The following is a 19289-nucleotide window of genomic DNA, read 5'->3' as shown; positions in this document are numbered from 1 at the left end:
CCCACACGGGGGTATGAGGAGCCGGAACCAAATAAAACATTTGGCACTGACATTCATCGACACACTATTGAGTTCTCAAAGAACACACGCACACAACTCCACCCCAGATTCTCTCGGGAGGCTTGTTGAGGCAACTTTCCTAGCCTAGCCAACCGCCCGCGCAGAGTCAAGTCTGCTCGTTCGATCCGGCAACGCTGGTCGCCAGGCGCTCCTCGTCCTACCTCGTTTCCCAGGCCGCTGTGCTCAACGTTTCCGCTGCGCTTTGGGCTCCGGGTCGGTGTCCGTGTCGCTCTGACTTGGATAAAGTTACGCGGCGGAGAACGTCGAGTCAAATCCGCACTACACGCATGTCATTCCGCAGGTCAGAGGCCATCCGACACCCCCGAAACCTGGTCCGGGCCACCCGAATGTGACCCGAGCCACGTGATCTTTATGCGCCTGCCCGCAGTACGCCCGCGAAGTTCCGCTTGCCGCGGCGCAGCACCAACCACCGTCCGTGCAGGTAGTCAGCATCGGCGGGCGTCCATTCCAGATCCGAGATCCGCTCGTTGTTCACCGACGCTCCACCCTCGTTCACCGCCCGACGCGCGGCGCCGCGGCTCTCCGACAGTCCGGAGGCAACCAGCAGATCGACGATCGTGCTCGGTTCACCGGTCCCGACCTGCGCGACCGTGCCGTCGACCGCGGCTTCGCGCAGGGCTGCCGACAGCGTCGGCTCATCGAGTTCACGCAGATCCGCGCGGCCGAACAGGGCCTGACTCGCCAACTGCACGGCGCGGGTATTCGCCTCGCCGTGCACCAGATTCGTCATTTCCTCGGCCAGCTTGCGCTGCGCTTCCCGAGCATGCGGACGCTCGGTCGTGGCCGACTCCAGCTCGGCCAACTCCTCGCGGGACAGGAAGGTGAACCAGCGCAGGTACCGCACGACATCGGCATCGGCGGTATTCACGAAGTACTGGTACCAGGCGTACGGGCTGGTCATCTCCGGATCGAGCCACAGGCTGCCGCCGCCGGTCGACTTGCCGAATTTCTTGCCGTCGGCCGAGGTAACGAGCGGCACGGTCAGCGCGTGTACCGACGCAGCATCGACGCGACGGTTCAGCTCCACGCCGGCGATGATGTTGCCCCACTGGTCCGAACCACCGACCTGCAGTGTGCAGCCGTAGTTGCGGCGCAGCTGGAGGTAGTCGTTGGCCTGCAACAGCATGTAGCTGAATTCGGTGTAGGAGATGCCCTCACCGTCCAAGCGCCGCTTGATGGTGTCGCGGGCCAGCATGACGTTGACCGAGAAGTGCTTGCCGATATCGCGTAGGAAGTCGACGGTCGATAGCTGACCGGTCCAGTCCATATTGTTGGCGATGATCGCGCCGGTGGGCGAGTCGTCGAGGTCGACGAAGCGCTCGAGTTGCGAGCGGATCCGGCCCGCCCATTCCGCGACGGTATCGGTCGAATTCATGGTGCGCTCGCCCACGTCGCGCGGGTCGCCGATGAGGCCGGTGGCACCGCCGGCCAGCACAATCGGGCGATGACCCGCACGCTGGAACCGCTTCAGCGCAAGCAGCGGAACCAGATGTCCGGCGTGCAGGCTGGCCGCGGTGGGATCGAAACCGGCATACAGGGTCAGCGGCCCGGCGGCTATCGCCGCGCGCAGGGCTTCCAGGTCGGTGGACTGCGCGATCAGTCCGCGCCAGGTCAGTTCGTCGATGATGTCGCCGCTCACGCCTGCGCCTCGCTGGCGCTCGGCTCCGGCGTGCGCGAGGCGCGCTGGCACATGGTTCGCTCACTTCGTTCGCTCACGCTGTCCCATCTTTCCGCACCGGTCCCCGCGACCGGTATGGCCCTCAGTGTCGCCGTGCGCCGCCACGCAGGGCGAACCATTTTCGGTAAACGCGACAACGATCGACAGACCGCAGGTCTGCCGATCGTGTGCGTTATTCGGATGTTCAGCGAGCCAGCAGCTCCCGCACCGCGATGATGCTGTCGCGACGCTGCCAGGCGATCCAGACGAACACCACGCCGAGCACCAGCGGGAAGGGCGCCAGAGCGGCCGCGCCGAGCAGGAACACCTGGGTCAGGGCGGCGCAGACCATGGTGATGGTCAGGCCGACGGCTGCGGGGCCGGTCAGGCGGGGCACCAGCAGGCCGATGCCGCCGGCGAGTTCGACCAGGCCGGTGAAGTAGCGGAACCACTGGCCCCAACCGATCGTGTCGAAGGATTCGACCGCAGCATGCGCACCCAGCAGCTTCGGGGCGGCGGAGGCGATGATGAAGAACAGCCCGAGCAGGATCTGCACGGTCCAGAGCGCGATATTCATCTTCTTGCTGGGGCGGCGGGCAACGGCGGCGGCGGTGATGGGGGCGGCGGAGGCGATGGCGGTCATCTGTCTATCCTTCGGTTCGGTCGCGGCGGGTGCAGCGCGTTCAACAGATAGGACGGACACCGCGCCGAAAACTCATCGCTGATCCCGAAAATTCTTGTGACCTGGCGTTATACCGCTTCCATCGGAGCGCGCGGGCTGCGCCGGTAGACCGAGACCGCCGGTGATGCGAGCCAGAATCGCCACGGTACATCCGCCGCGCTGCTGACCCCGACGCGCGGGCCGTTGGAAATCTCGGCGGGGTCGATCGCGCCGTTGAGTTCCAACCGGATCGGCGAGGCAGGGTCGAAGAGCGGAGTTCCATAGTCGCTCAGCGTGATTCCAAGCGCGCTGCCGAGATTTCCTGGGCCCCTTGCCAAATCGGCGTCGGTGCGGGCTGGTGGCCGTCGATCCCTTGCCGTCTCCAACCCGGCGATCACTTCGCCGGACCTGATGAGTACCGCGCTCGCCGTGCCGTCCGGACCGCTGGTCACGTTCACGCACATGTGCATGCCGTAGCTGAGGTAGACGTACAGCACTCCTGCGGGCCCGAACATCACCGCATTGCGCTTGGTCCGCCCGCGTCCGGAATGCGATGCCGGATCCGGCCACGGTCCGGCCGGATCGCCGCCATATGCCTCTACCTCGACGATGCGCACGCCGACCGGTCCGGACCACAGCGTCGAGCCGAGCAGTCGGCGGGCCGCGGCGGGCGGTTCGACCGCGAGTTCTTCATTTCGCACGACTCTCAATTGTTCCCGAAAGTCAGACGTAGCGACTGTGCTGGCCCGAGCGCAGCGTGACGAGGTCGTCGATGATCACCGCGGCATAGCCGACAGCGACCAGCACTGCCAGCTGTGCCCAGGCGACCCATACGACACCGATCGGGATGGTGACGGCCACCGCAGCGGCGGCGAGCAGTCGCGACCACGGGCGCGGCAGACCCAATGCGAGCCGGAAACAGAATTGTCCGAAGAAGTACAGCGCGACGCCGCCGGAGAGCGCGGACGCCGCGGCGATGGAAGCGCGTTCGTTGCCGTGCGCGATGGTCATATTGATGCCCGCGGCCGCGACCGTAATGCCGATCAGCAGTGGGTAGAGCGCATAGCCGTAGGCGAGCAACGCGGGACGCGAGCGTTCCCGCGCGGGAACCGCGGCAAGCGCGTGCTCGCCGCGCTCGTCGTCGATCCCGAAATAGGCCCACCACAGCACATAGACCAGGCAGAGGCCGAGTGCGACGGTGGCGGTCAGCGGCACCGTCAGCTTCTCCCCTGCCAGTCCCAGACCGATCGCGACCACCGATTCACCGATGGCGACGATGATCACCAGCCCGTTGCGCTCACAGAAGTGGCTGGCCCGCACCACGAAATCGCGGGTGTCGACCAGGTACGGGCTCAGTATCTGCACCGCGAGTGCCGAACCCCAGCACAGGTATTGCCACCAGCCGTGCACGAATCCGCCCGCGAGCACGAGCCCTGCCGCGAGCGCGTTCAGTGGCGCGAGGCGTTTGATCGCTTGGCTGGCCGAGGTGCCGCCGCTGACCCAGAACAGTGCCGTGTGCACGGTGTTGACCAGGACGTATCCGAGACCGAAAGCTAGACCCGTGCCGTGGAACGCGTCCGGGATCGCCAGCGCCAGCACGAAGAAGCCGAACATACCGATCAACAGCAGCGTGCGGCGCTGCGAACTGCTCGGCGCCACCTCGTTGGTGAGCCAGACGTAGCCGCTGTACATCCACCAGATAACCCCGAACAGCACCACCACCTGAGCCAGTGCCTCCCAGCCGGGATGGTGGGTGAAGACGTGGGTCAGCTGGGTGATGGTGAAGACGAAAACGAGATCGAAGAACAGCTCCAGGGTGGAAACCCGAACCTGACCTCCGTCCACGTTTGTTTCCGTGGTCTGGCTGGTCACGGCAGGATCGTAAAGCAACGCCCCGCAATGGTCACCCGAGGACGTCGGTCCCCATGTAGAGCCCCCCGAGTTTGCTCGGGTTCACCTGGAAGCGCAGGTTGTGGATGTGGCCGTCGATGATGTCGTAGGTGAACGCCGCCACCGGATTGCCCTCGATGCGCGCCAGCGCACCGAGTTCCCCGTTGATATGCGCTGGCTCGAGGACGATGCCCGCGACCGACGGCTTGGCGAGTACGCCGAGGACCCAGCGGGCCACATGATCGGGTCCGTACAGCGGACGCCGGGCCGCGGTGACCACGCCGCCGCCATCAGACCATGAGGTGACATCGGGGGCGAGCAGATCCATCAGGGCATTGAGATCGCCACCGGCGCAGGCGGCCATGAATTGTTCGGTGATGTGGGTGCGCTCGGCCTTATCGGTATCGAAGCGCGGGCGGCGGGACTGCACATGTGAGCGGGCCCGATGTGCGATCTGCCGGACGGTGGCCTCGGGCTTGTCGAGGGTGTCGGCGATTTCGGCGTGGCTGTAGCCGAAGACCTCGCGCAGCAGGAAGACCGCGCGCTCCACCGGATTCAAGGTCTCCAGGACCACCAGCATCGCGGTGGAGACGGTGTCGGCCAACTCGGTCTCCTCGGCGATATTCGGTGAGGTCAGCAGGGGTTCGGGAAGCCAAGGGCCGACGTAGGTTTCGCGTTTGGCCTTGGCGGAGGTGAGCCGGTTCAACGACAGGTTGGTGACTGTGCGCACCAGATAGGACTTGGGGTGCTGGACCGCCGACTGATCGGTTTCATTCCACTTCAGCCAGGTGTCCTGGAGGATGTCCTCGGCATCGGTGACGGTGCCGAGCATCCGGTAGGCGGTGGAAAAGAGCAGCCGCCGGTGTTCGATGAATGGATCCCGCGCGGGCGTAGCGTCGACCATTTGGCCCATGCTCCTATTGCAAGTCCGGATTTGGCAATCCAGCTTTCGGGACGAACGCGGAAACCGCCCGCCTGGGCTGGCGGACGGCTCATCCGGTTCATACGGTCCGACGCGTGGCCTTGCCGCCCTTGGACAGCTGGACCGAGACCGTCATCTTCTTGCTGAGCTTGAAGCTCGGCAACGGGCTGCTGCTCACGCTCTCCTTGTACAGCACGGCGGCGCGTCCGGTCAGGTAGAACCGGCCGGGGGTGTCGTCGACCTTGGTGAACTGGATGACAGCATCCGTGCGCCCCAAGCTGACGGGCTGGTGGAAGTAGCCGAACCGGAACGGCTTGACCTTCTTGCCCTTCAGCTGCCGCGCGATGGTGTCGGCGGCGTACGCCGCGGTCGGCATACCGGACTGGCAGGTGCCGTGGATCTGTCCCCAGGCCTGGCGCACTGCGGCGGCATCGCCGATGGCATGGATGTTCGGGTGCGAAACCGACCGCAGGGTCGGATCGACCACGATGAGCCCGCGCGCATCGGTTTCGATGCCCGACTGTGCGGCCAGTGGCGAGACACGGACGCCGGTGGTCCACAGGGTCAGATCGGCCGAAACCAGTTCGCCACTGGCGAGTTCGACCGCGTCCGGCAGCACCTTGGTGACCGACTGGCCGACCTGACGAGCCACGCCGAGCCGATCGAGTGCCTTGTTCAGATAGGCACGGGCCTTATCGCCCATCATCGCGCCCGGTTCGGTCCTGCTGATCAGCGTGACGCGCAGGCCCGGGAAGCTTTCAGCGATTTCGGCTGCCGCCTCGATACCGGTCAGACCGCCGCCACACACCGCGACAGTGCCACCATTGGCCGCAACCACCGCGAGGTGTTCAGAGAATCGGTGGGCGGTGCGCGGATCGTTCAGGGTCCAGGCGTGATCGTCGGCGCCGGGCACGATGCTGGTGTCGGTGCTGCTGCCGAGTGCGTAGACCAGCTCGTCGTAGTGCAGCGTGCCGGTGCCATCGAGGTAGACCCGCTGGGCCTCGGGATCGATGGAAGTTGCCCAGCCCTGGACGAATTCGATGCCCGTACCCGCCAGGATTTGCGGGATCCGATTATCGGCCAACTCCTGCCCCGCGGCGATCTGGTGCATGCGCAGCCGCTCGGTGAAGCGGGCGGCCGGGTTGACGAGGGTGATCTTGACATCGAGCTTGCGGGTACGCCTGGCCAGCCGAATGGCGGCCAGCATGCCGGTGTAGCCCGCGCCGAGTACGACGATCCGATGCGTGGTGGTGGTCATGGCTTGCTCCCGTGGTCGGTGTCACCGGGGCAGGTTGTTGGTTGGTGACGACCATCGGACAAAGCAGCACCGCCGGACGTGACAGCCACGCGATGTGACGTGGGACACCCACCGGATCAGGGGTGAAATGGGGACGCTCCCGGATGTGGTCAGGGGCCGGTGATCCTTACCGTCTGCGGCATGTCTTCGGTTTCCCGGCCGCGGTGGTTGCGGCGGTTTCTCTCGATCGGCGTGGCGGTCACGACGATTTTGCTGCTATCGGTTGGCGGCTGCGTGACGTGGGTGTACAGCAGTGCGTCCATATCTACTGTCGGCAGTACCGAATTCAATAACGAACTCGCGATTCCGCCGCTGGCGCAGTCTCGGGTGCGAGCGGACGGTACGCGGGTCTTCGAACTCGAAATGCGTTCGGGGCAAAGGGAATTCCGTGCGGGTCAGTCGACCGGGACATGGGGGTTCAACGGAGACTATCTCGGACCAACGCTGCGGGCGCGGCGCGGGGAGAAGGTAGAAGTCGCAGTTCGGAACAATCTTTCGGAGCAGTCGACGGTGCACTGGCACGGGATGCATCTGCCCGCGGCAATGGATGGCGGGCCACACCAGATGGTGCAGGCCGGTGACACGTGGACACCGCACTGGACAGTGGACCAGCCCGCCGCCACGCTCTGGTACCACCCGCATCCGCACGGTGCGACCGAAGAGCACGTCCGGCGTGGTCTCGCGGGGCTATTCCTACTCGATGACGAAGTGTCCGAAGGGCTTTCGCTGCCGAAGAACTACGGCGTCGATGATCTGCCGGTGATCGTCCAGGACGTGAAATTCCGTGGCAATCAGCTCGATTCGTCACACGGCATGTTCCGCGACGTCGGGTTCCTCGGCGACCGGACCATGGTGAACGGAACTCTCACGCCCTATCGGAGTGTCGGCGATGAGCTCGTGCGGTTGCGGTTGCTCAATGCTTCGACGGCGCGGATCTACACCTTCGGCTTCGCCGACGAACGCCACTTCTCGCTGGTCGGCACCGACGGCGGACTGGTGGAACATCCGGTCGCGCTCGATCGGGTGCGGTTGTCGCCGGGCGAACGCGCCGAGATCGTGGTTCGCGTGCGGCCCGGCGAACGGACGGTGCTGCGCAGCACGAAACTCGATGCGGGACTGAACTTCTGGACGCAGCGATTCTCAGGCGGTGACGACAGCTTCGACATCCTCGAATTGCGTGCGGCCTCGACATTGCGGCAATCGCCGGAATTGCCTGCGGTACTGACACATCCATCCACACCGGATGGCTCGGATTCCGTGCGCGAGCGAAACTTCGAACTGAATCTGAGTGGTATCAACGGCAGTCCGATGGCAATGGATCGGATCGATCTGACGGTCACTCGCGGCACCGCCGAAACCTGGGTGGTGCACAACAACGACGGCATGCCGCACAACTTCCACATTCACGATGTGCAGTTCCGCGTCCTCGAATTGAACGCCGCACCGCCGCCCGAAGCGCTGACCGGCCCGAAGGACACCATCTTCCTGCCGCCGAATACCACCGCGAAACTCGCCATGCGGTTCGACGGACCCGCCGATCCGAACTCGCCGTACATGTATCACTGCCACCTGCTCTGGCATGAGGACCAGGGCATGATGGGCCAGTTTGTCGTGGTCGAGCCCGGCCAGTCGGCCGGAACACCAACACATCACCACTAACGGGTCTTGCCCAGCGAACCAGAGCGCGCTAAATTCATCACACAGTGAATTCAACACTCGATGAATTGAGGCGTCCCATGACGGACCTGCACTCATCCCACGCCGTCGAGGTTCGCAACCTCACCGTGCGCCGCGGCGGCCGCGAAGTCCTACACAACATCTCGCTGACCATCCCGCGCGGTTCCATCACCGGACTGCTCGGACCGTCGGGATGCGGCAAGACCACGCTCATGCGCAGCGTCGTCGGAACCCAGATCGTGGCGTCCGGCGAGATATCCGCGCTCGGACTACCGGCGGGCGCAGCGGAACTGCGGCATCGGATCGGTTATGTGACCCAGGCACCGAGCATCTACCGCGATATCAGCGTGCGCGAAAACGTCGCCTACTACGGCGCGCTCTACGGCCGTGATCGCGACGACATCGACACAGCCATAGCCGCGGTCGGTCTGCTCGACAACGCCCATCAGCGCGGCGACGAGCTCTCCGGCGGCCAGGAGACCCGCGCATCACTGGCCTGCGCCTTGGTCGCGCAGCCGGAGGTGTTGATCCTGGACGAACCGACGGTCGGCCTGGATCCGGTACTGCGCGTCGACCTGTGGAAACAGTTCCACGAGTTGGCCGCCAACGGAACGACACTGCTGGTCTCCAGCCACGTGATGGACGAGGCCGAGCACTGCGACAAACTGCTGTTGATGCGCGAGGGCGATCTGCTCGCCGAGCTCAGCCCGGACGAACTGCGCACCGAGACCGGTGAGCAGAACCTCGAACAAGCCTTCCTCACTCTGATCACGATGGGACGTGCGGCATGACTACCACCCTCATACCGCGCCACCGGACACCGACGCTGCGTCCCTATGTCGCGACGACCGGACGCATCCTGCGTCAGCTGCGCAACGACCACCGCACTGTCGCAATGATTCTCGTGGTTCCCGCGGTCCTGATGGCGCTGCTCTACTTCATCTACAAGGACGCCCCGACCAACCCGTTGAACCCGGTGCCGATCTTCGACCGCGTCGGCATCAGCATGCTCGGCATCCTGCCGTTCATCGTGATGTTTCTGATCACGGCGATCGCCATGCAGCGCGAACGCACCTCCGGCACCTTGGAGCGGTTGCTGACCACACCGCTGTCGAAGCTCGATCTGCTCGCCGGCTACGGCACCGCCTTCTCGCTGGCCGCGGCGGCACAGGCGGCGGTGGCCTGTCTGGTCTCCTTCGGGCTGCTCGGCCTGGATTCGGCGGGCAGTCCGGTCTGGGTGGTGGTGATCGCCATGGTCGACGCGATCTGCGGCGTCGCACTCGGGCTATTGGCAAGCGCCTTCGCACGCACCGAATTCCAGGCCGTGCAGTTCATGCCGGTGGTGGTCGCACCGCAGATCTTCCTGTGCGGCTTGCTTGTTCCGCGCGGACAGTTGCCCGGCTGGTTGGAGGCGATCAGCAATGTGCTGCCGTTGAGCTATGCGGTCGATGCGCTGCAACAGGTTTCGACACATTCGGATGTCACGGGTCAGATGCTGCGTGATCTGGCTGTCGTCGCCGGATTCGCCATTGTCGCGCTGTGCCTGGGCGCGGCCACGCTACGACGGCGGACCACGTGACGGCCGAGGAGACCGCACCGGACCCGACGGCCAACGGCGACCGGGGCACTCGCTCCGGTCGCCGGCCGGGTCGCTCCGGCGCCCGCGAGGACATCCTCGCTGCCGCCCGCGCCCGCTTCGCCGAAATCGGTTTCGACAAGACCTCGATTCGCGCCGTCGCCGCCGACGCCGGGGTGGATCCCGCGCTGGTCCACCACTATTTCGGGACCAAACAGCAACTGTTCGCCGCGGTGGTCGAGTTGCCGATCGATCCTGAGGCCACGCTGCGTCTGATCGAGGCCGCGCCGCTGGATCGGCTCGGCGAAACCATTCTCGGTTCGGTGCTCGCGGTATGGGACTCCCCCGCTGGTCCCGGGATCGTCGCGGCGGTGCGCAGCATTCTCGCGGGCGGTGATACCGCGCTGGCCAGGACATTTGTCCTGGATGTCGTCCTGGAACGGGTACGGATGCGGATCGCGAAGCCCGAGGATGACGGTCGCGCCCGGGTCGCGCTGGTGGGAACGCAGATGATCGGCGTGCTGGTCGCGCGCAAGATCCTGGAGATAGAACCGCTGGCCTCGATGCCGGGTCCCGAACTGGTCGCGGCCGTCGCCCCCACGCTGCAGCGCTATCTCACCGGTGAAATTGATACTCCCGCACCGTGATTCGCGGTGGCGCACGCTATCGTGCGCCACCGAGCGGATAACTGCTCAGGCGTCGGCGTGCTGGCTGGTGAAGGCGGCGTGCTCGGCGTCGGTGACATCGCGGGCCTCATCGATCAGCAGCACCGGAATGCCGTTCTCGATCGGGTAAGCGCGGCGCAGGCGCGGGTTGTAGAGGGCGGTCGCGCCCTTGTCGTCGCGGACCAACAGCAGCGGACCCTTGTCCTGCGGGCAGGCGAGCAGGCTCAACAGTGTGGCGTCCAAGGCGGTTTCCTCCGGCATGATCGATAACTTACCCGGCGCCTAGAACCGTTCCGCACCCGAACCGCCCGACGGCGGCTCGGGCATGGGCGCCCGGCGGAACGAGATGTAGCGATGCCCGAAGAAGCTCGCGATGGCGACCAGACCCATCACCACCACCGCGGCCGGCCTACTCGGCAGATGCAGCACCGAAACGGCCAGCGACAGCAGTGCGATATTCATCAGCAGCCCACCGGAATTGACCGCCACGAAGCGAACGAAATCGCGCAGCATATGTCCGCGCACCCGGAAGACCAACGTGCGATGCAGTACGAACGCGATAACGATGCTGACGGCATAGGCGGCGACGACCGCGACCGCGGGCGGCACCCGCTCGCCGAGCACCGACAGCCACAGCAGCGTCAGCACCATCCCCAGCGCGGTATTGAACGCACCGACCATCGCGAAGGCGATCTCCTGCCGACGCACCAGCCGCAGCAGCAGACCCGGATCCTCGGCACCGGTCGCGCCCGCATGATCCGCCGTGAATTCGGCCTGCTGGTCAGCTGTCAACGAGATACTCCCGCCAGATCGGGTTCCGAAACAGACGCGGTCACCGGCGGTTCGGTCCGCTGCGCGTCGTCCTCGTCGCGCTCGCGACCGCGCACGAACATCCACTGCAATGCGCCGATTCCGAACAGCCCGAGCAGTATCGCGACCCCGCCGATCTTCCACCCCGGCGGCCGCCAGGTCAGCTCCAGGTCGCCGTTCTTGGTACCGGCCGGAATATCCACGGCGACGAAGGTTTTCGCGACCACGTCAAAGGGGATCGCCCGGCCGTTCAGCTTCACCTGATAGCCCGGCCAGCCCAGCCGGGCGAAGACCACGCGACCACCAGTATCCGAACTCACGCGAACCCGGCTGGTCAGCTCCGATTCCGACACCGACGTCGCGGTGCCGCCCGAGACCGTCGACACCCGGCCGTTCTGCGTGGACAGCAGCCCACCCACTCGCTCGAGCACCGCGATGTACTGCTCATGGTCCGGGTAGTCGACCCAATGCCAGCCAGATGGTGCGGGTTGATTGCGCGCGTCCGGGTACAGCGCCTTCTGCAGCACTACCCGATCCACCTTCATCAGGTCGACGATCGTCATACCGGTAGTGGGCTCCGTCGCGAAGGCCCGCCGGAAGGCATCGGGGCAGACGCTGGTGTCCCAGCGCATGCACAGCATTTCACCGAACCAGAAGTGCCCGTTGGGCGTATAACCGCTGACGTAGGTCTTCTCCAGATCCTTGGCGTAGTTACCGAAGACCAGCGATCCGTACGCGCCCCGCAGCGAACGATCCTCCGGCCGGATCAGCCCGCGATCGGCCAATTGCAAGGTGGTGCCCCGAAATTCGGGAAACGCGGCCTTCATCTGCGACCGCTGCTCGGGCAGATTCCAGCTCATCGGCGTCGGCTGTGCCGCACGCACCTGCAGGAACGCGATCGGGAACACCGAAACGATGGTCAACGCGCAGGCCGCCGCCATGCTCTTCTTCATCCCGAGCCACACGACGGCCGCGCCGAGCACGGCGATTCCGACCGCCGCCACCACATGCCAGATGACCTCGCGCGGCGCCGCCGAGAACGACCGCACCCACAGCAGCCCGATCAGCACGCCCGCTGCGATACCGCGGCCACGCCAATTCTCGAAGGTGGCGAAGCGGCCGAGCAGCACGCACACCAGCACCAACAGTCCGAGGGCCAGCATCGGCAACACTCGCGCGGGCCAGCGCAGCGGGCCGATGGTGCCCGGCCCCGCCGTCCACATCAGCGCCATCAACGCGACGAGCGCGATCGCGCTGAACTCCCGCCACGAAGCGCGCGCCTTGCGCCAGTCGACGAAGGCCAGCGCCGGAATCAGGAACCAGGCGATATAGACCACCGGCATCGGCTGCACATAACCCCACCAGGAGTTGTACGCGGGCAACGAGCTGGGCAGGCTGGCATTGAGCGATTCCGACCATGGCACGGTCAGGAACTGGTCGTTATTGATCTGAGCCGTGCCGCGCCACGTCACCTTCGCCGACAGCATGCTCGGCAGATAGGTGGCCAGCCCTGCCACCGCAGCACAGCCCGCGACCGCGAGCAGTCGCAGCGACGGCTGCCATTTGCGTTGGTAAACAACCTCCCCCACGGCCACCGCGCCGATCATCAGCCCGGCCTCGACCGCGGGGAAAATGTATTGCACCGAGATGGCCAGATACAGGAAAACGAAGGTCGGGATCGGCCCGCCACGTCCCCGTGCGTAGCGCACGCTGGATGCCCATGCATTAACCAGCCACGCGGTACCGGTGAAGGCGGTGTACCAACTGGCCTCGTCGAAGAACAGCAGCCAACCGGTGAACGGAATCGACACACCCGCGACGGCGGCCCACGGCAGCCGCGCCCCGTACTCCAGGCAGATGCGGTACACACCGGTTCCCAGGACGACCGCGAAGATCAGCTTGATCACGGTGGTGTAGAGCGCGATATTGTCGACCGAGGGCGCGATCAGATCGATCAGCAGTTGCGGCGGATTCAGCAGGCCCGCCTCCTCAATGGCGTAGTTGCCTGCCATCCAGTGCTCGGGGACCAGCACCGGGAACTGTCCGTCGCGCAGGGACCGGCCGAGCATCACCCACAGCGGGCCGTACTGCGACTCACTGTCATCCGTGTAGAAATGCCTGGCATTGGCCAGCAGGACGGCAACATATCCGGCGATCACACCGAGCGCGGTTATGAATCCCCACTTGTACACGTCCCGCCGGGCGGGGGCGCTGCTTTCCACCACGAGTTCCAGACCCTACAGGGCGCACTCGTCGAGGGACACCTCCGATCGGGATGCACGGATCGACCGCTACGAGACCACGTCCGCCAATTCACGATCCGGCTCGCCGGGGCTCGGATGATCCGCCGCCGGCGGCTCCGGGGCCCGACGCCGCGATCGCACCCACAGCCACTGCAGCACCCCGATGGCGGCGATGCCGAGCGCTGTGGTGCCGATTCCGATCTTCCAGCCCGGCGGCCGCCAGGTCAGCACCAGTTCGGCGTTCTGCGTGCCGGCGGGTATGTCGACGGCGACAAAGGACTTCGCCACGGTGGTGATCGGGATCTGCTTACCGTCCAGGGTCACCCGGTAACCCGGCCAGCCGAGGCGCGCGAATACCACCTTGCCGCCGCTGGCCGAGGACACCCGTACCCGGCTGGTGGTATCGGTCTCCGAAATCGATGTCGCTGTCACATTTTTCGCATCCGCGACGCGACCGTTCACCGTCGAGATCAGACCGTCCACGCGTTCCAGCACCGAGATGTAGCGCTCGTGGCCGGGATAGTCGACCCACTTCCAGCCCTCCGGTGCCGGCTGATTGCGCGCATCGGGGAACAGGGCGCGCTGCAACACCACCCGGTCCAGCTTCATCAGATCGACAAGGGGACGGCCGGTGGTCGGCTCCGGGGCGAACATCCGCCGATAGGCGTCCGGGCAGACGCTGCTGTCCCACCGCATGCACAGCAGTTCGCCGAAATAGAAGTGACCGGTCGGGGTGTACCCATTGACATAGGTCAGCTCGAGCGATTTGGCGTAGTTGCCGAAGACCAGAGATCCGTAGGCGCCGTCGAGGCTCATATCGTCGCGCTGCAGTAACCCGCGCTCGCCGAGTTGGATCGTGGTACCGGGAAAGTCCGGGAACGCGGCCTGCGCCTCGGACCTGTTGGTCGGCAGATGCCATGTCATCGGTGTCGGCTGAGCGGCATTGACCTGATAGAACGCGATCGGGAACATCGCGACGATGATCAGCACACCCGCGGTGGCCAGACTCCGGTTACGCCCCAGCCATACCGCTCCGGCGGCGAGCGCGCCGATCGCGGCGGCCGCCAGTACGTGCCGGACCACATTGTGTGGATCCGCAGAAAAGGACCGCACCCACAGCAGACCGATCAGCAGAGCGGCAGCGACGCCGCGACTCTTCAGATCACGGACGGTGGCGTAGCGCCCGAGTAACACACAGACCACCACGAGCAGGCCGAGCGCGAGCATCGGCAGCACCCGCACCGGCCAGCGCAGCGGACCGATCGAACCCGGTCCGGCACTCCACATCAGCATGATGATCGCGAACAGTGCGACCCCGCTGAGCTCGCGCCAGGATTCGCGGGCGCGCCGCCAGTCGATGAAGGCCAACGCTGGAATCAGGAACCAGGCGATATAGGTGACCGGCATCGGCTGGATATAGCCCCACCAGGAGGTGAACGCGGGCAATGTGCTCGGCAGACTGGCATTCAGCGATTCCGACCACGGCACCGTCAAGAACTGGTCGTTGTTGATCTCCATGGTGCCGCGCCAGGTCACCTTCGCCGAGAGCATGCTCGGCAGAAAGGTCAGCAATCCGGCCAGACCGGCACCCGTCGCGGCGACGGTCAACCGCGCCACCGGCTGCCATTTGCGTTGGTAGACGAGCTCGCCCACCGCGACGGCGAGCAGCATCAGCGCCGCCTCGACGGCCGGGAAGATGTACTGCGTGGAGATGGCCAGGTAGAGGTAGATGAAGACCGGAATCGGCCCGCCGAGACCGCGGGTGTAGCGCACCGACGACGCCCAGGCATGGACCAGCCATGCGGTGCCGGTGAGCGCAGTCATCCAACTGGCCTCGTCGAAGAACAGGAAGAAACCCGACAGCGGGAACGCGACACCCGCGACCGCGGACCACACCGGCCGCGCACCGTATACCAGGCAGATCCGGTAGACACCGAGCGCAGCGATGATCGCGAAGATCAGTTTGACGACGGTCGCGTACACCGCCATGTTGTCGACCGACGGCGCGATCAGATCGATCAGCAGCTGCGGCGGGTTGAACAGGCCGGCATCATCCATCGTGTTGTTGCCCGACATCCAGCGCTCGGGCACCAGCACCGGGAAGGTGCCGTCACGCAGCGCGCGTCCCAATCCCACCCAGAGTCCGGTGTACTGGGATTCGGTGTCGTCGGTGTAGAAGTGCCGTGCGTTGGCCAGCAGTACCGCCAGGTATCCAGCGATGACACCGAGTGTGCAGACGGCACCCCATCGGTACACCTCCCGACGTGAATCGGGCTCCCTGTCGCGGGCGTCGGGTCCTGCGTTTTTCGCCTCCGTCACTGCACCAACCGTCACGAGTTCCAAACCCTACAGCGCACAGTCGAGCTTGGCATCGAACCGCCGACACCACCATGATGGTGCGATGAGCTGCTCCGGAATGCCGTATGCGTACCGTGTTAAAGTTCACGGCGGCTCGGGCTCTGCTGTCCAGCGGAGATTACCGGCACGCACCGTCATCGAAAGTCGATCCAGCTGATGCCGATTCCCACCGCCCACCCCAACGGCTCGCCCGCGGGTGCGACCAACGGACGCCCCGCTCGGCCGGGCGCCGACCAGCCGCACGCGGTATCGGTCGTGGTGCCGATCTATCGGGGCGAAGAAACCATCGGTGGACTTGTCGAAGAACTGCACCGGCTGACCGATCCCACCGACACTCCCGGCGGCGTCGCCTTCACGGTCGGCGAGATCATCCTGGTACACGACCACGGTCCCGACCGCTCCGATGTGGTGCTGCAGGAACTCGAGCAGACGTATCCGGAGGTCCGCGTCGTCTGGCTCAGCCGCAACTTCGGGCAGGACGCCGCAACCATCGCCGGAATGTCGGCCGCCCGGGGCGACTGGATCGTCACCATGGACGAGGACGGCCAGCACGATCCCGCCTTCATCGGCGGATTCCTGGACGCGGCCCTGACCGAGCGCGCCGATCTGGTCTATTCGAAGCCGACCAACACCCGCCCGCACGGATTCCTGCGCAATATCACCTCGCGCGGCGCGAAGGTGGTGCTCGCGACGATCTTCGCCTTCCCGGACTCCACCCGATTCGAAAGCTACCGGCTGATCCGCGGCGATATCGGCCGCCAACTCGCCGAGGTCGCCTCCAACGGCGCCTACCTCGACGTCGCGCTGACCTGGGTGGTCGGCACCGTCGCCCAGGTGCCGGTGACCTTGCGCGCCGAGGGCCGTGAGGACTCCGGCTACAACTATCGCCGTCTGTTCTCGCTGTTCTGGAAAATGGTTCTGTGCAGCGGAACCCGGGGCCTGCGGCTGGTCAGCCTGCTCGGGGTAACCCTCGCGCTGGCCGGTGGCGTGATGGCCGCCTTCGTCGTATACGAGGCGCTCACCGCCGATAATTGGGCGCCCGAGGGCTGGGCCTCGATGATCGTCGTGCTGCTGCTATGTTCGGGAACGATCTTGTTCTCGCTGGGACTCATCGCCGAATACCTCGGTGTGGCTTTGCATATCCTCGTCGGCAAGCCGTTGTACCTGACCGTCGGTTCGCCGACGCCGCGCCCGGCGGATAACCGAGAAATGACCACAACCGCCGCCAGCAGGGAGAACGACCAGGTTGAGCACTGACCGAGTCATCTTCAGCCGCCCGTTCCGGGCCCGCCGCGAACTGGCCAATCTGGAGGCCGTTCTCGCCTCCGACCACAGTCACGGCGACGGGCGGTTCACCGCCTCGGCCACCGCGAAGCTGAAGACCATCACCGAGGCGCCGCATGCGCTGCTGACCACCTCGTGCACCTCCGCACTGGAGATGGCGGGTCTGCTGCTCGAGCTCGGCCCCGACGACGAGGTGATCGTGCCGAGTTTCGCGTTCACGTCGACCGCGACGGCCATGGCACTGCGCGGCGCCACCTGTGTCTTCGCCGATATCGACCCGGAAACAGGCAATTTGGATCCCGAGTCGGTCGCCGCGGTGATCACCGAGCGAACCAAGGCCGTTGTGGTCATCCACTACGGCGGGGTGGCCGCCGATATGGCCGGGCTGCTCGCACTCGCCGACGCGCACGGCATCGCCATTGTGGAGGACAATGCGCACGGCCTCGGCGGCCGGTGGCGCGATCGCCCACTGGGCACCCTCGGCACCCTCGGTACGCTCAGCTTCCACGACACCAAGAACGTGCACTGCGGCGAGGGCGGTGCACTACTGCTCACCGACGAGATCCTCATGTCGCGCGCCGAGATCATCCGCGAGAAGGGCACCGACCGCGCTCGTTTCCTGCGCGGCGCGGTGGACAAGTACTCCTGGCAGGATATCGGCTCCAGCTATCTGCCCAGCGAGCTCAACGCGGCGGTGCTGGACGCGCAGCTGGACGAATTCGAGACGATCCAGACCGGACGGCACCGGGTTTGGGACGCGTACGCCGCCGCACTGCCGGACTGGGCCCGCCGCAACGATGTCCGGCTCATGGCGGTGCCCGAGGACCGAACACATACCGCGCATCTGTACTACCTGCGCACACCTACCGAGCGGCAGCGCGACGATCTGATCGCACATCTGGCCGCACGCGGTATTTCGGCGCCGTTCCACTATGTTCCGCTGGATTCCAGCCCGGCCGGACTCAAACTGGGCCGCACCCCGAAGCCCTGTCTGCGCAGCGCCGAATTCTCGGGAACCGTTGTTCGCCTGCCACTTTGGCCCGACCTCACCGACGATCAGATCGCCAGGGTCATCGACGCCGTCACCGCATACACCGTTTAGGCGAGCGCCGGGCCCGCCTCACGCGGTGAGCACGAACAGCTTCTCCCTGCCACCGGCGATCAGCGACCGCTGTACCACGCGCGCCTCGTAACCGCGGAAGAACGCGTCCAGAGTCGCCTCGCTGAACCGGCGCGCCTGTGCGCCGTCGCCCGCATCGGTGAACCGCTGGCCGATCGCGGCGAGCACCCGATTGTCGCTTGTGGCCAAGTTGCGAATCGGCTCCGCGATGATCACCTGCTTTCCCGCCGCCGCCAGCATCCGATCGATGACCGGAGCAGGTTCGGGCAGAAAGTGATACAGGCTCGACTGCATGATGACGTAATCGGCCTCGGGCAGTGGGGTATCGGAACGCAAGTTCCACACCACGCCGCGTCCACCCGCCCGGGCCAGCCTGGCGATGAATCGGCCGTTGAGGTCGAGTCCGGCGTATTCGATGGACCGGTCGCGCAGGTAGCGGGTGTACAGCGTCGCGGGCCCACAGCACAGGTCGACCACGCTGGCGCCATCGGGCACGAGTTCGGCTATCGCGCGATACCGAGCGGGGTAGTGCCGCCCATACAGCCCCCGCATCAACAGCTCGTAGATGGTTCCGCTGCGGTAGATAAGGCTCGGTCTCACTGCACCCCTGAACAGTTGTCGACGTGGCAACTACGCCACCCGGATGCGCCGGGCAGCCCGCGAGGAACCGCCCTCTTGGTAATGAATCAACCGACTCGCCAACACGATCCGGCGCGTCAAGCGTACAAGCCTACGGCTGCCGCTGCTGAGGGGCCGCTTCCTCGCGGATTTCGCGCAGTCTGGTCGCCGCATCCTTCGTGGGACGGGGCGGGAGCGCGGGTGGCGGGGTGGCCGGCAGCTGTGGCGCTTCGGTCCCGGTGGCTTTGGCTTTGCCGCGACTGCCGACGTAGAGCCGGAACACGCCGTAACCGGCTAACAGCAGGATCGCCAGTGGCACCAGGGACAGCACCAGACTCTTCACGAACCCGATCACCATCAGCGCACCCAGCAGTGCCAATATGCCGACGCCCAGCTTGACCTTCCACGACATCTCGAAACCTCCGTTGTC

At 65.6% G+C, this 19289-nt stretch carries 18 protein-coding genes; 6 read left to right on the top strand and 12 right to left on the bottom strand.

Features of this window, described 5'->3' with window-relative positions:
• Positions 1-430: 430 nt before the first annotated feature.
• The 6 genes from tyrS to ACIBI6_RS38925 all read right to left on the bottom strand — a co-directional run bounded on the left by tyrS (position 431) and on the right by ACIBI6_RS38925 (position 6469).
• Positions 431-1720: a tyrosine--tRNA ligase gene (gene tyrS / locus ACIBI6_RS38950; RefSeq protein ID WP_396960047.1), complete on the bottom strand. Its 1290-nt coding sequence runs from the start codon at positions 1718-1720 to the stop codon at positions 431-433.
• Between the two features lie 223 nt (positions 1721-1943).
• The gene (locus ACIBI6_RS38945) at positions 1944-2381 is read right to left on the bottom strand and encodes a DoxX family protein (protein ID WP_396960045.1); all 438 of its coding nucleotides are present in this window, start codon (positions 2379-2381) and stop codon (positions 1944-1946) included.
• 107 nt (positions 2382-2488) lie between these two features.
• The gene (locus ACIBI6_RS38940) at positions 2489-3100 is read right to left on the bottom strand and encodes a DNA-3-methyladenine glycosylase (protein ID WP_364352088.1); all 612 of its coding nucleotides are present in this window, start codon (positions 3098-3100) and stop codon (positions 2489-2491) included.
• A 22-nt stretch (positions 3101-3122) separates the two neighbouring features.
• Entirely contained in the window at positions 3123-4271 is a 1149-nt protein-coding gene (locus ACIBI6_RS38935) for a low temperature requirement protein A (protein WP_396960043.1), read from the bottom strand.
• A gap of 31 nt (positions 4272-4302) precedes the next feature.
• Positions 4303-5202 (bottom strand): RNA polymerase sigma-70 factor, encoded by a 900-nt coding sequence (locus ACIBI6_RS38930; protein ID WP_364352094.1) that lies wholly within the window; start codon positions 5200-5202, stop codon positions 4303-4305.
• An 88-nt stretch (positions 5203-5290) separates the two neighbouring features.
• Positions 5291-6469 carry an FAD-dependent oxidoreductase gene (locus ACIBI6_RS38925; protein WP_364352097.1) on the bottom strand — a complete coding sequence of 393 codons (1179 nt, stop codon included), beginning with the start codon at positions 6467-6469 and terminating at the stop codon, positions 5291-5293.
• 180 nt (positions 6470-6649) lie between these two features.
• On the opposite strand from ACIBI6_RS38925, the gene ACIBI6_RS38920 reads away from it, so the two are divergent.
• The 4 genes from ACIBI6_RS38920 (at position 6650) to ACIBI6_RS38905 (ending at position 10408) form a co-directional block, all read left to right on the top strand.
• Positions 6650-8167 carry a multicopper oxidase domain-containing protein gene (locus tag ACIBI6_RS38920; protein WP_364352100.1) on the top strand — a complete coding sequence of 506 codons (1518 nt, stop codon included), beginning with the start codon at positions 6650-6652 and terminating at the stop codon, positions 8165-8167.
• A 77-nt stretch (positions 8168-8244) separates the two neighbouring features.
• A complete protein-coding gene (locus tag ACIBI6_RS38915; RefSeq protein ID WP_364352103.1) occupies positions 8245-8976 on the top strand; it encodes an ABC transporter ATP-binding protein in 732 nt (243 codons plus the stop codon).
• Positions 8973-9764 (top strand): ABC transporter permease, encoded by a 792-nt coding sequence (locus tag ACIBI6_RS38910; protein ID WP_364352106.1) that lies wholly within the window; start codon positions 8973-8975, stop codon positions 9762-9764. The genes ACIBI6_RS38915 and ACIBI6_RS38910 overlap by 4 nt, the downstream gene beginning before the upstream one ends.
• Positions 9761-10408, top strand: a complete 648-nt coding sequence (locus ACIBI6_RS38905; RefSeq protein WP_396960039.1) for a TetR family transcriptional regulator — start codon at positions 9761-9763, stop codon at positions 10406-10408. The genes ACIBI6_RS38910 and ACIBI6_RS38905 overlap by 4 nt, the downstream gene beginning before the upstream one ends.
• 45 nt (positions 10409-10453) lie before the next feature.
• Here the strand turns inward: ACIBI6_RS38905 and ACIBI6_RS38900 are convergent, their stop codons facing one another.
• From ACIBI6_RS38900 to ACIBI6_RS38885, 4 genes are all read right to left on the bottom strand, one after another.
• Positions 10454-10687, bottom strand: a complete 234-nt coding sequence (locus ACIBI6_RS38900) for a Trm112 family protein (RefSeq protein ID WP_040689305.1) — start codon at positions 10685-10687, stop codon at positions 10454-10456.
• 21 nt (positions 10688-10708) lie between these two features.
• The gene (locus ACIBI6_RS38895; RefSeq protein ID WP_364352110.1) at positions 10709-11218 is read right to left on the bottom strand and encodes a GtrA family protein; all 510 of its coding nucleotides are present in this window, start codon (positions 11216-11218) and stop codon (positions 10709-10711) included.
• A complete protein-coding gene (locus ACIBI6_RS38890) occupies positions 11215-13458 on the bottom strand; it encodes a hypothetical protein (RefSeq protein ID WP_396960061.1) in 2244 nt (747 codons plus the stop codon). The genes ACIBI6_RS38895 and ACIBI6_RS38890 overlap by 4 nt, the downstream gene beginning before the upstream one ends.
• A 69-nt stretch (positions 13459-13527) precedes the next feature.
• Entirely contained in the window at positions 13528-15735 is a 2208-nt protein-coding gene (locus tag ACIBI6_RS38885; RefSeq protein WP_396960059.1) for a hypothetical protein, read from the bottom strand.
• 258 nt (positions 15736-15993) lie between these two features.
• Here ACIBI6_RS38885 and ACIBI6_RS38880 point away from each other — a divergent pair, with 258 nt between their 5' ends.
• Both ACIBI6_RS38880 and rffA read left to right on the top strand, forming a co-directional pair.
• Positions 15994-17094: a glycosyltransferase family 2 protein gene (locus ACIBI6_RS38880; protein ID WP_396960036.1), complete on the top strand. Its 1101-nt coding sequence runs from the start codon at positions 15994-15996 to the stop codon at positions 17092-17094.
• Positions 17084-18223: a dTDP-4-amino-4,6-dideoxygalactose transaminase gene (gene rffA, locus ACIBI6_RS38875; protein ID WP_364352116.1), complete on the top strand. Its 1140-nt coding sequence runs from the start codon at positions 17084-17086 to the stop codon at positions 18221-18223. Before ACIBI6_RS38880 ends, rffA begins: the two co-directional genes overlap by 11 nt.
• Before the next feature lie 18 nt (positions 18224-18241).
• Here rffA and ACIBI6_RS38870 read toward each other — a convergent pair whose 3' ends face one another.
• Entirely contained in the window at positions 18242-18841 is a 600-nt protein-coding gene (locus ACIBI6_RS38870; protein ID WP_364352119.1) for a methionine biosynthesis protein MetW, read from the bottom strand.
• A 130-nt stretch (positions 18842-18971) separates the two neighbouring features.
• On the bottom strand, positions 18972-19271 hold the full coding sequence (locus ACIBI6_RS38865; RefSeq protein ID WP_396960033.1) for a hypothetical protein: 300 nt from the start codon (positions 19269-19271) through the stop codon (positions 18972-18974).
• Positions 19272-19289: the final 18 nt, after the last annotated feature.

Origin of the sequence: Nocardia sp. NPDC050412, assembly GCF_044458825.1 — a bacterium.
GTDB lineage: Bacteria > Actinomycetota > Actinomycetes > Mycobacteriales > Mycobacteriaceae > Nocardia.
This window is presented reverse-complemented; position numbering and strand designations above follow the sequence as displayed.

What these genes read in the sequence shown, in the direction of transcription:
- ACIBI6_RS38945 (WP_396960045.1), bottom strand. Translation starts at nt 2,381, where the DNA reads ATGACCGCCATCGCCTCCGCCGCCCCCATCACCGCCGCCGCCGTTGCC.
- ACIBI6_RS38930 (WP_364352094.1), bottom strand. Translation starts at nt 5,202, where the DNA reads ATGGGCCAAATGGTCGACGCTACGCCCGCGCGGGATCCATTCATCGAA.
- ACIBI6_RS38925 (WP_364352097.1), bottom strand. Translation starts at nt 6,469, where the DNA reads ATGACCACCACCACGCATCGGATCGTCGTACTCGGCGCGGGCTACACC.
- ACIBI6_RS38920 (WP_364352100.1), top strand. Translation starts at nt 6,650, where the DNA reads ATGTCTTCGGTTTCCCGGCCGCGGTGGTTGCGGCGGTTTCTCTCGATC.
- ACIBI6_RS38915 (WP_364352103.1), top strand. Translation starts at nt 8,245, where the DNA reads ATGACGGACCTGCACTCATCCCACGCCGTCGAGGTTCGCAACCTCACC.
- ACIBI6_RS38910 (WP_364352106.1), top strand. Translation starts at nt 8,973, where the DNA reads ATGACTACCACCCTCATACCGCGCCACCGGACACCGACGCTGCGTCCC.
- ACIBI6_RS38900 (WP_040689305.1), bottom strand. Translation starts at nt 10,687, where the DNA reads ATGCCGGAGGAAACCGCCTTGGACGCCACACTGTTGAGCCTGCTCGCC.
- ACIBI6_RS38880 (WP_396960036.1), top strand. Translation starts at nt 15,994, where the DNA reads ATGCCGATTCCCACCGCCCACCCCAACGGCTCGCCCGCGGGTGCGACC.
- ACIBI6_RS38865 (WP_396960033.1), bottom strand. Translation starts at nt 19,271, where the DNA reads ATGTCGTGGAAGGTCAAGCTGGGCGTCGGCATATTGGCACTGCTGGGT.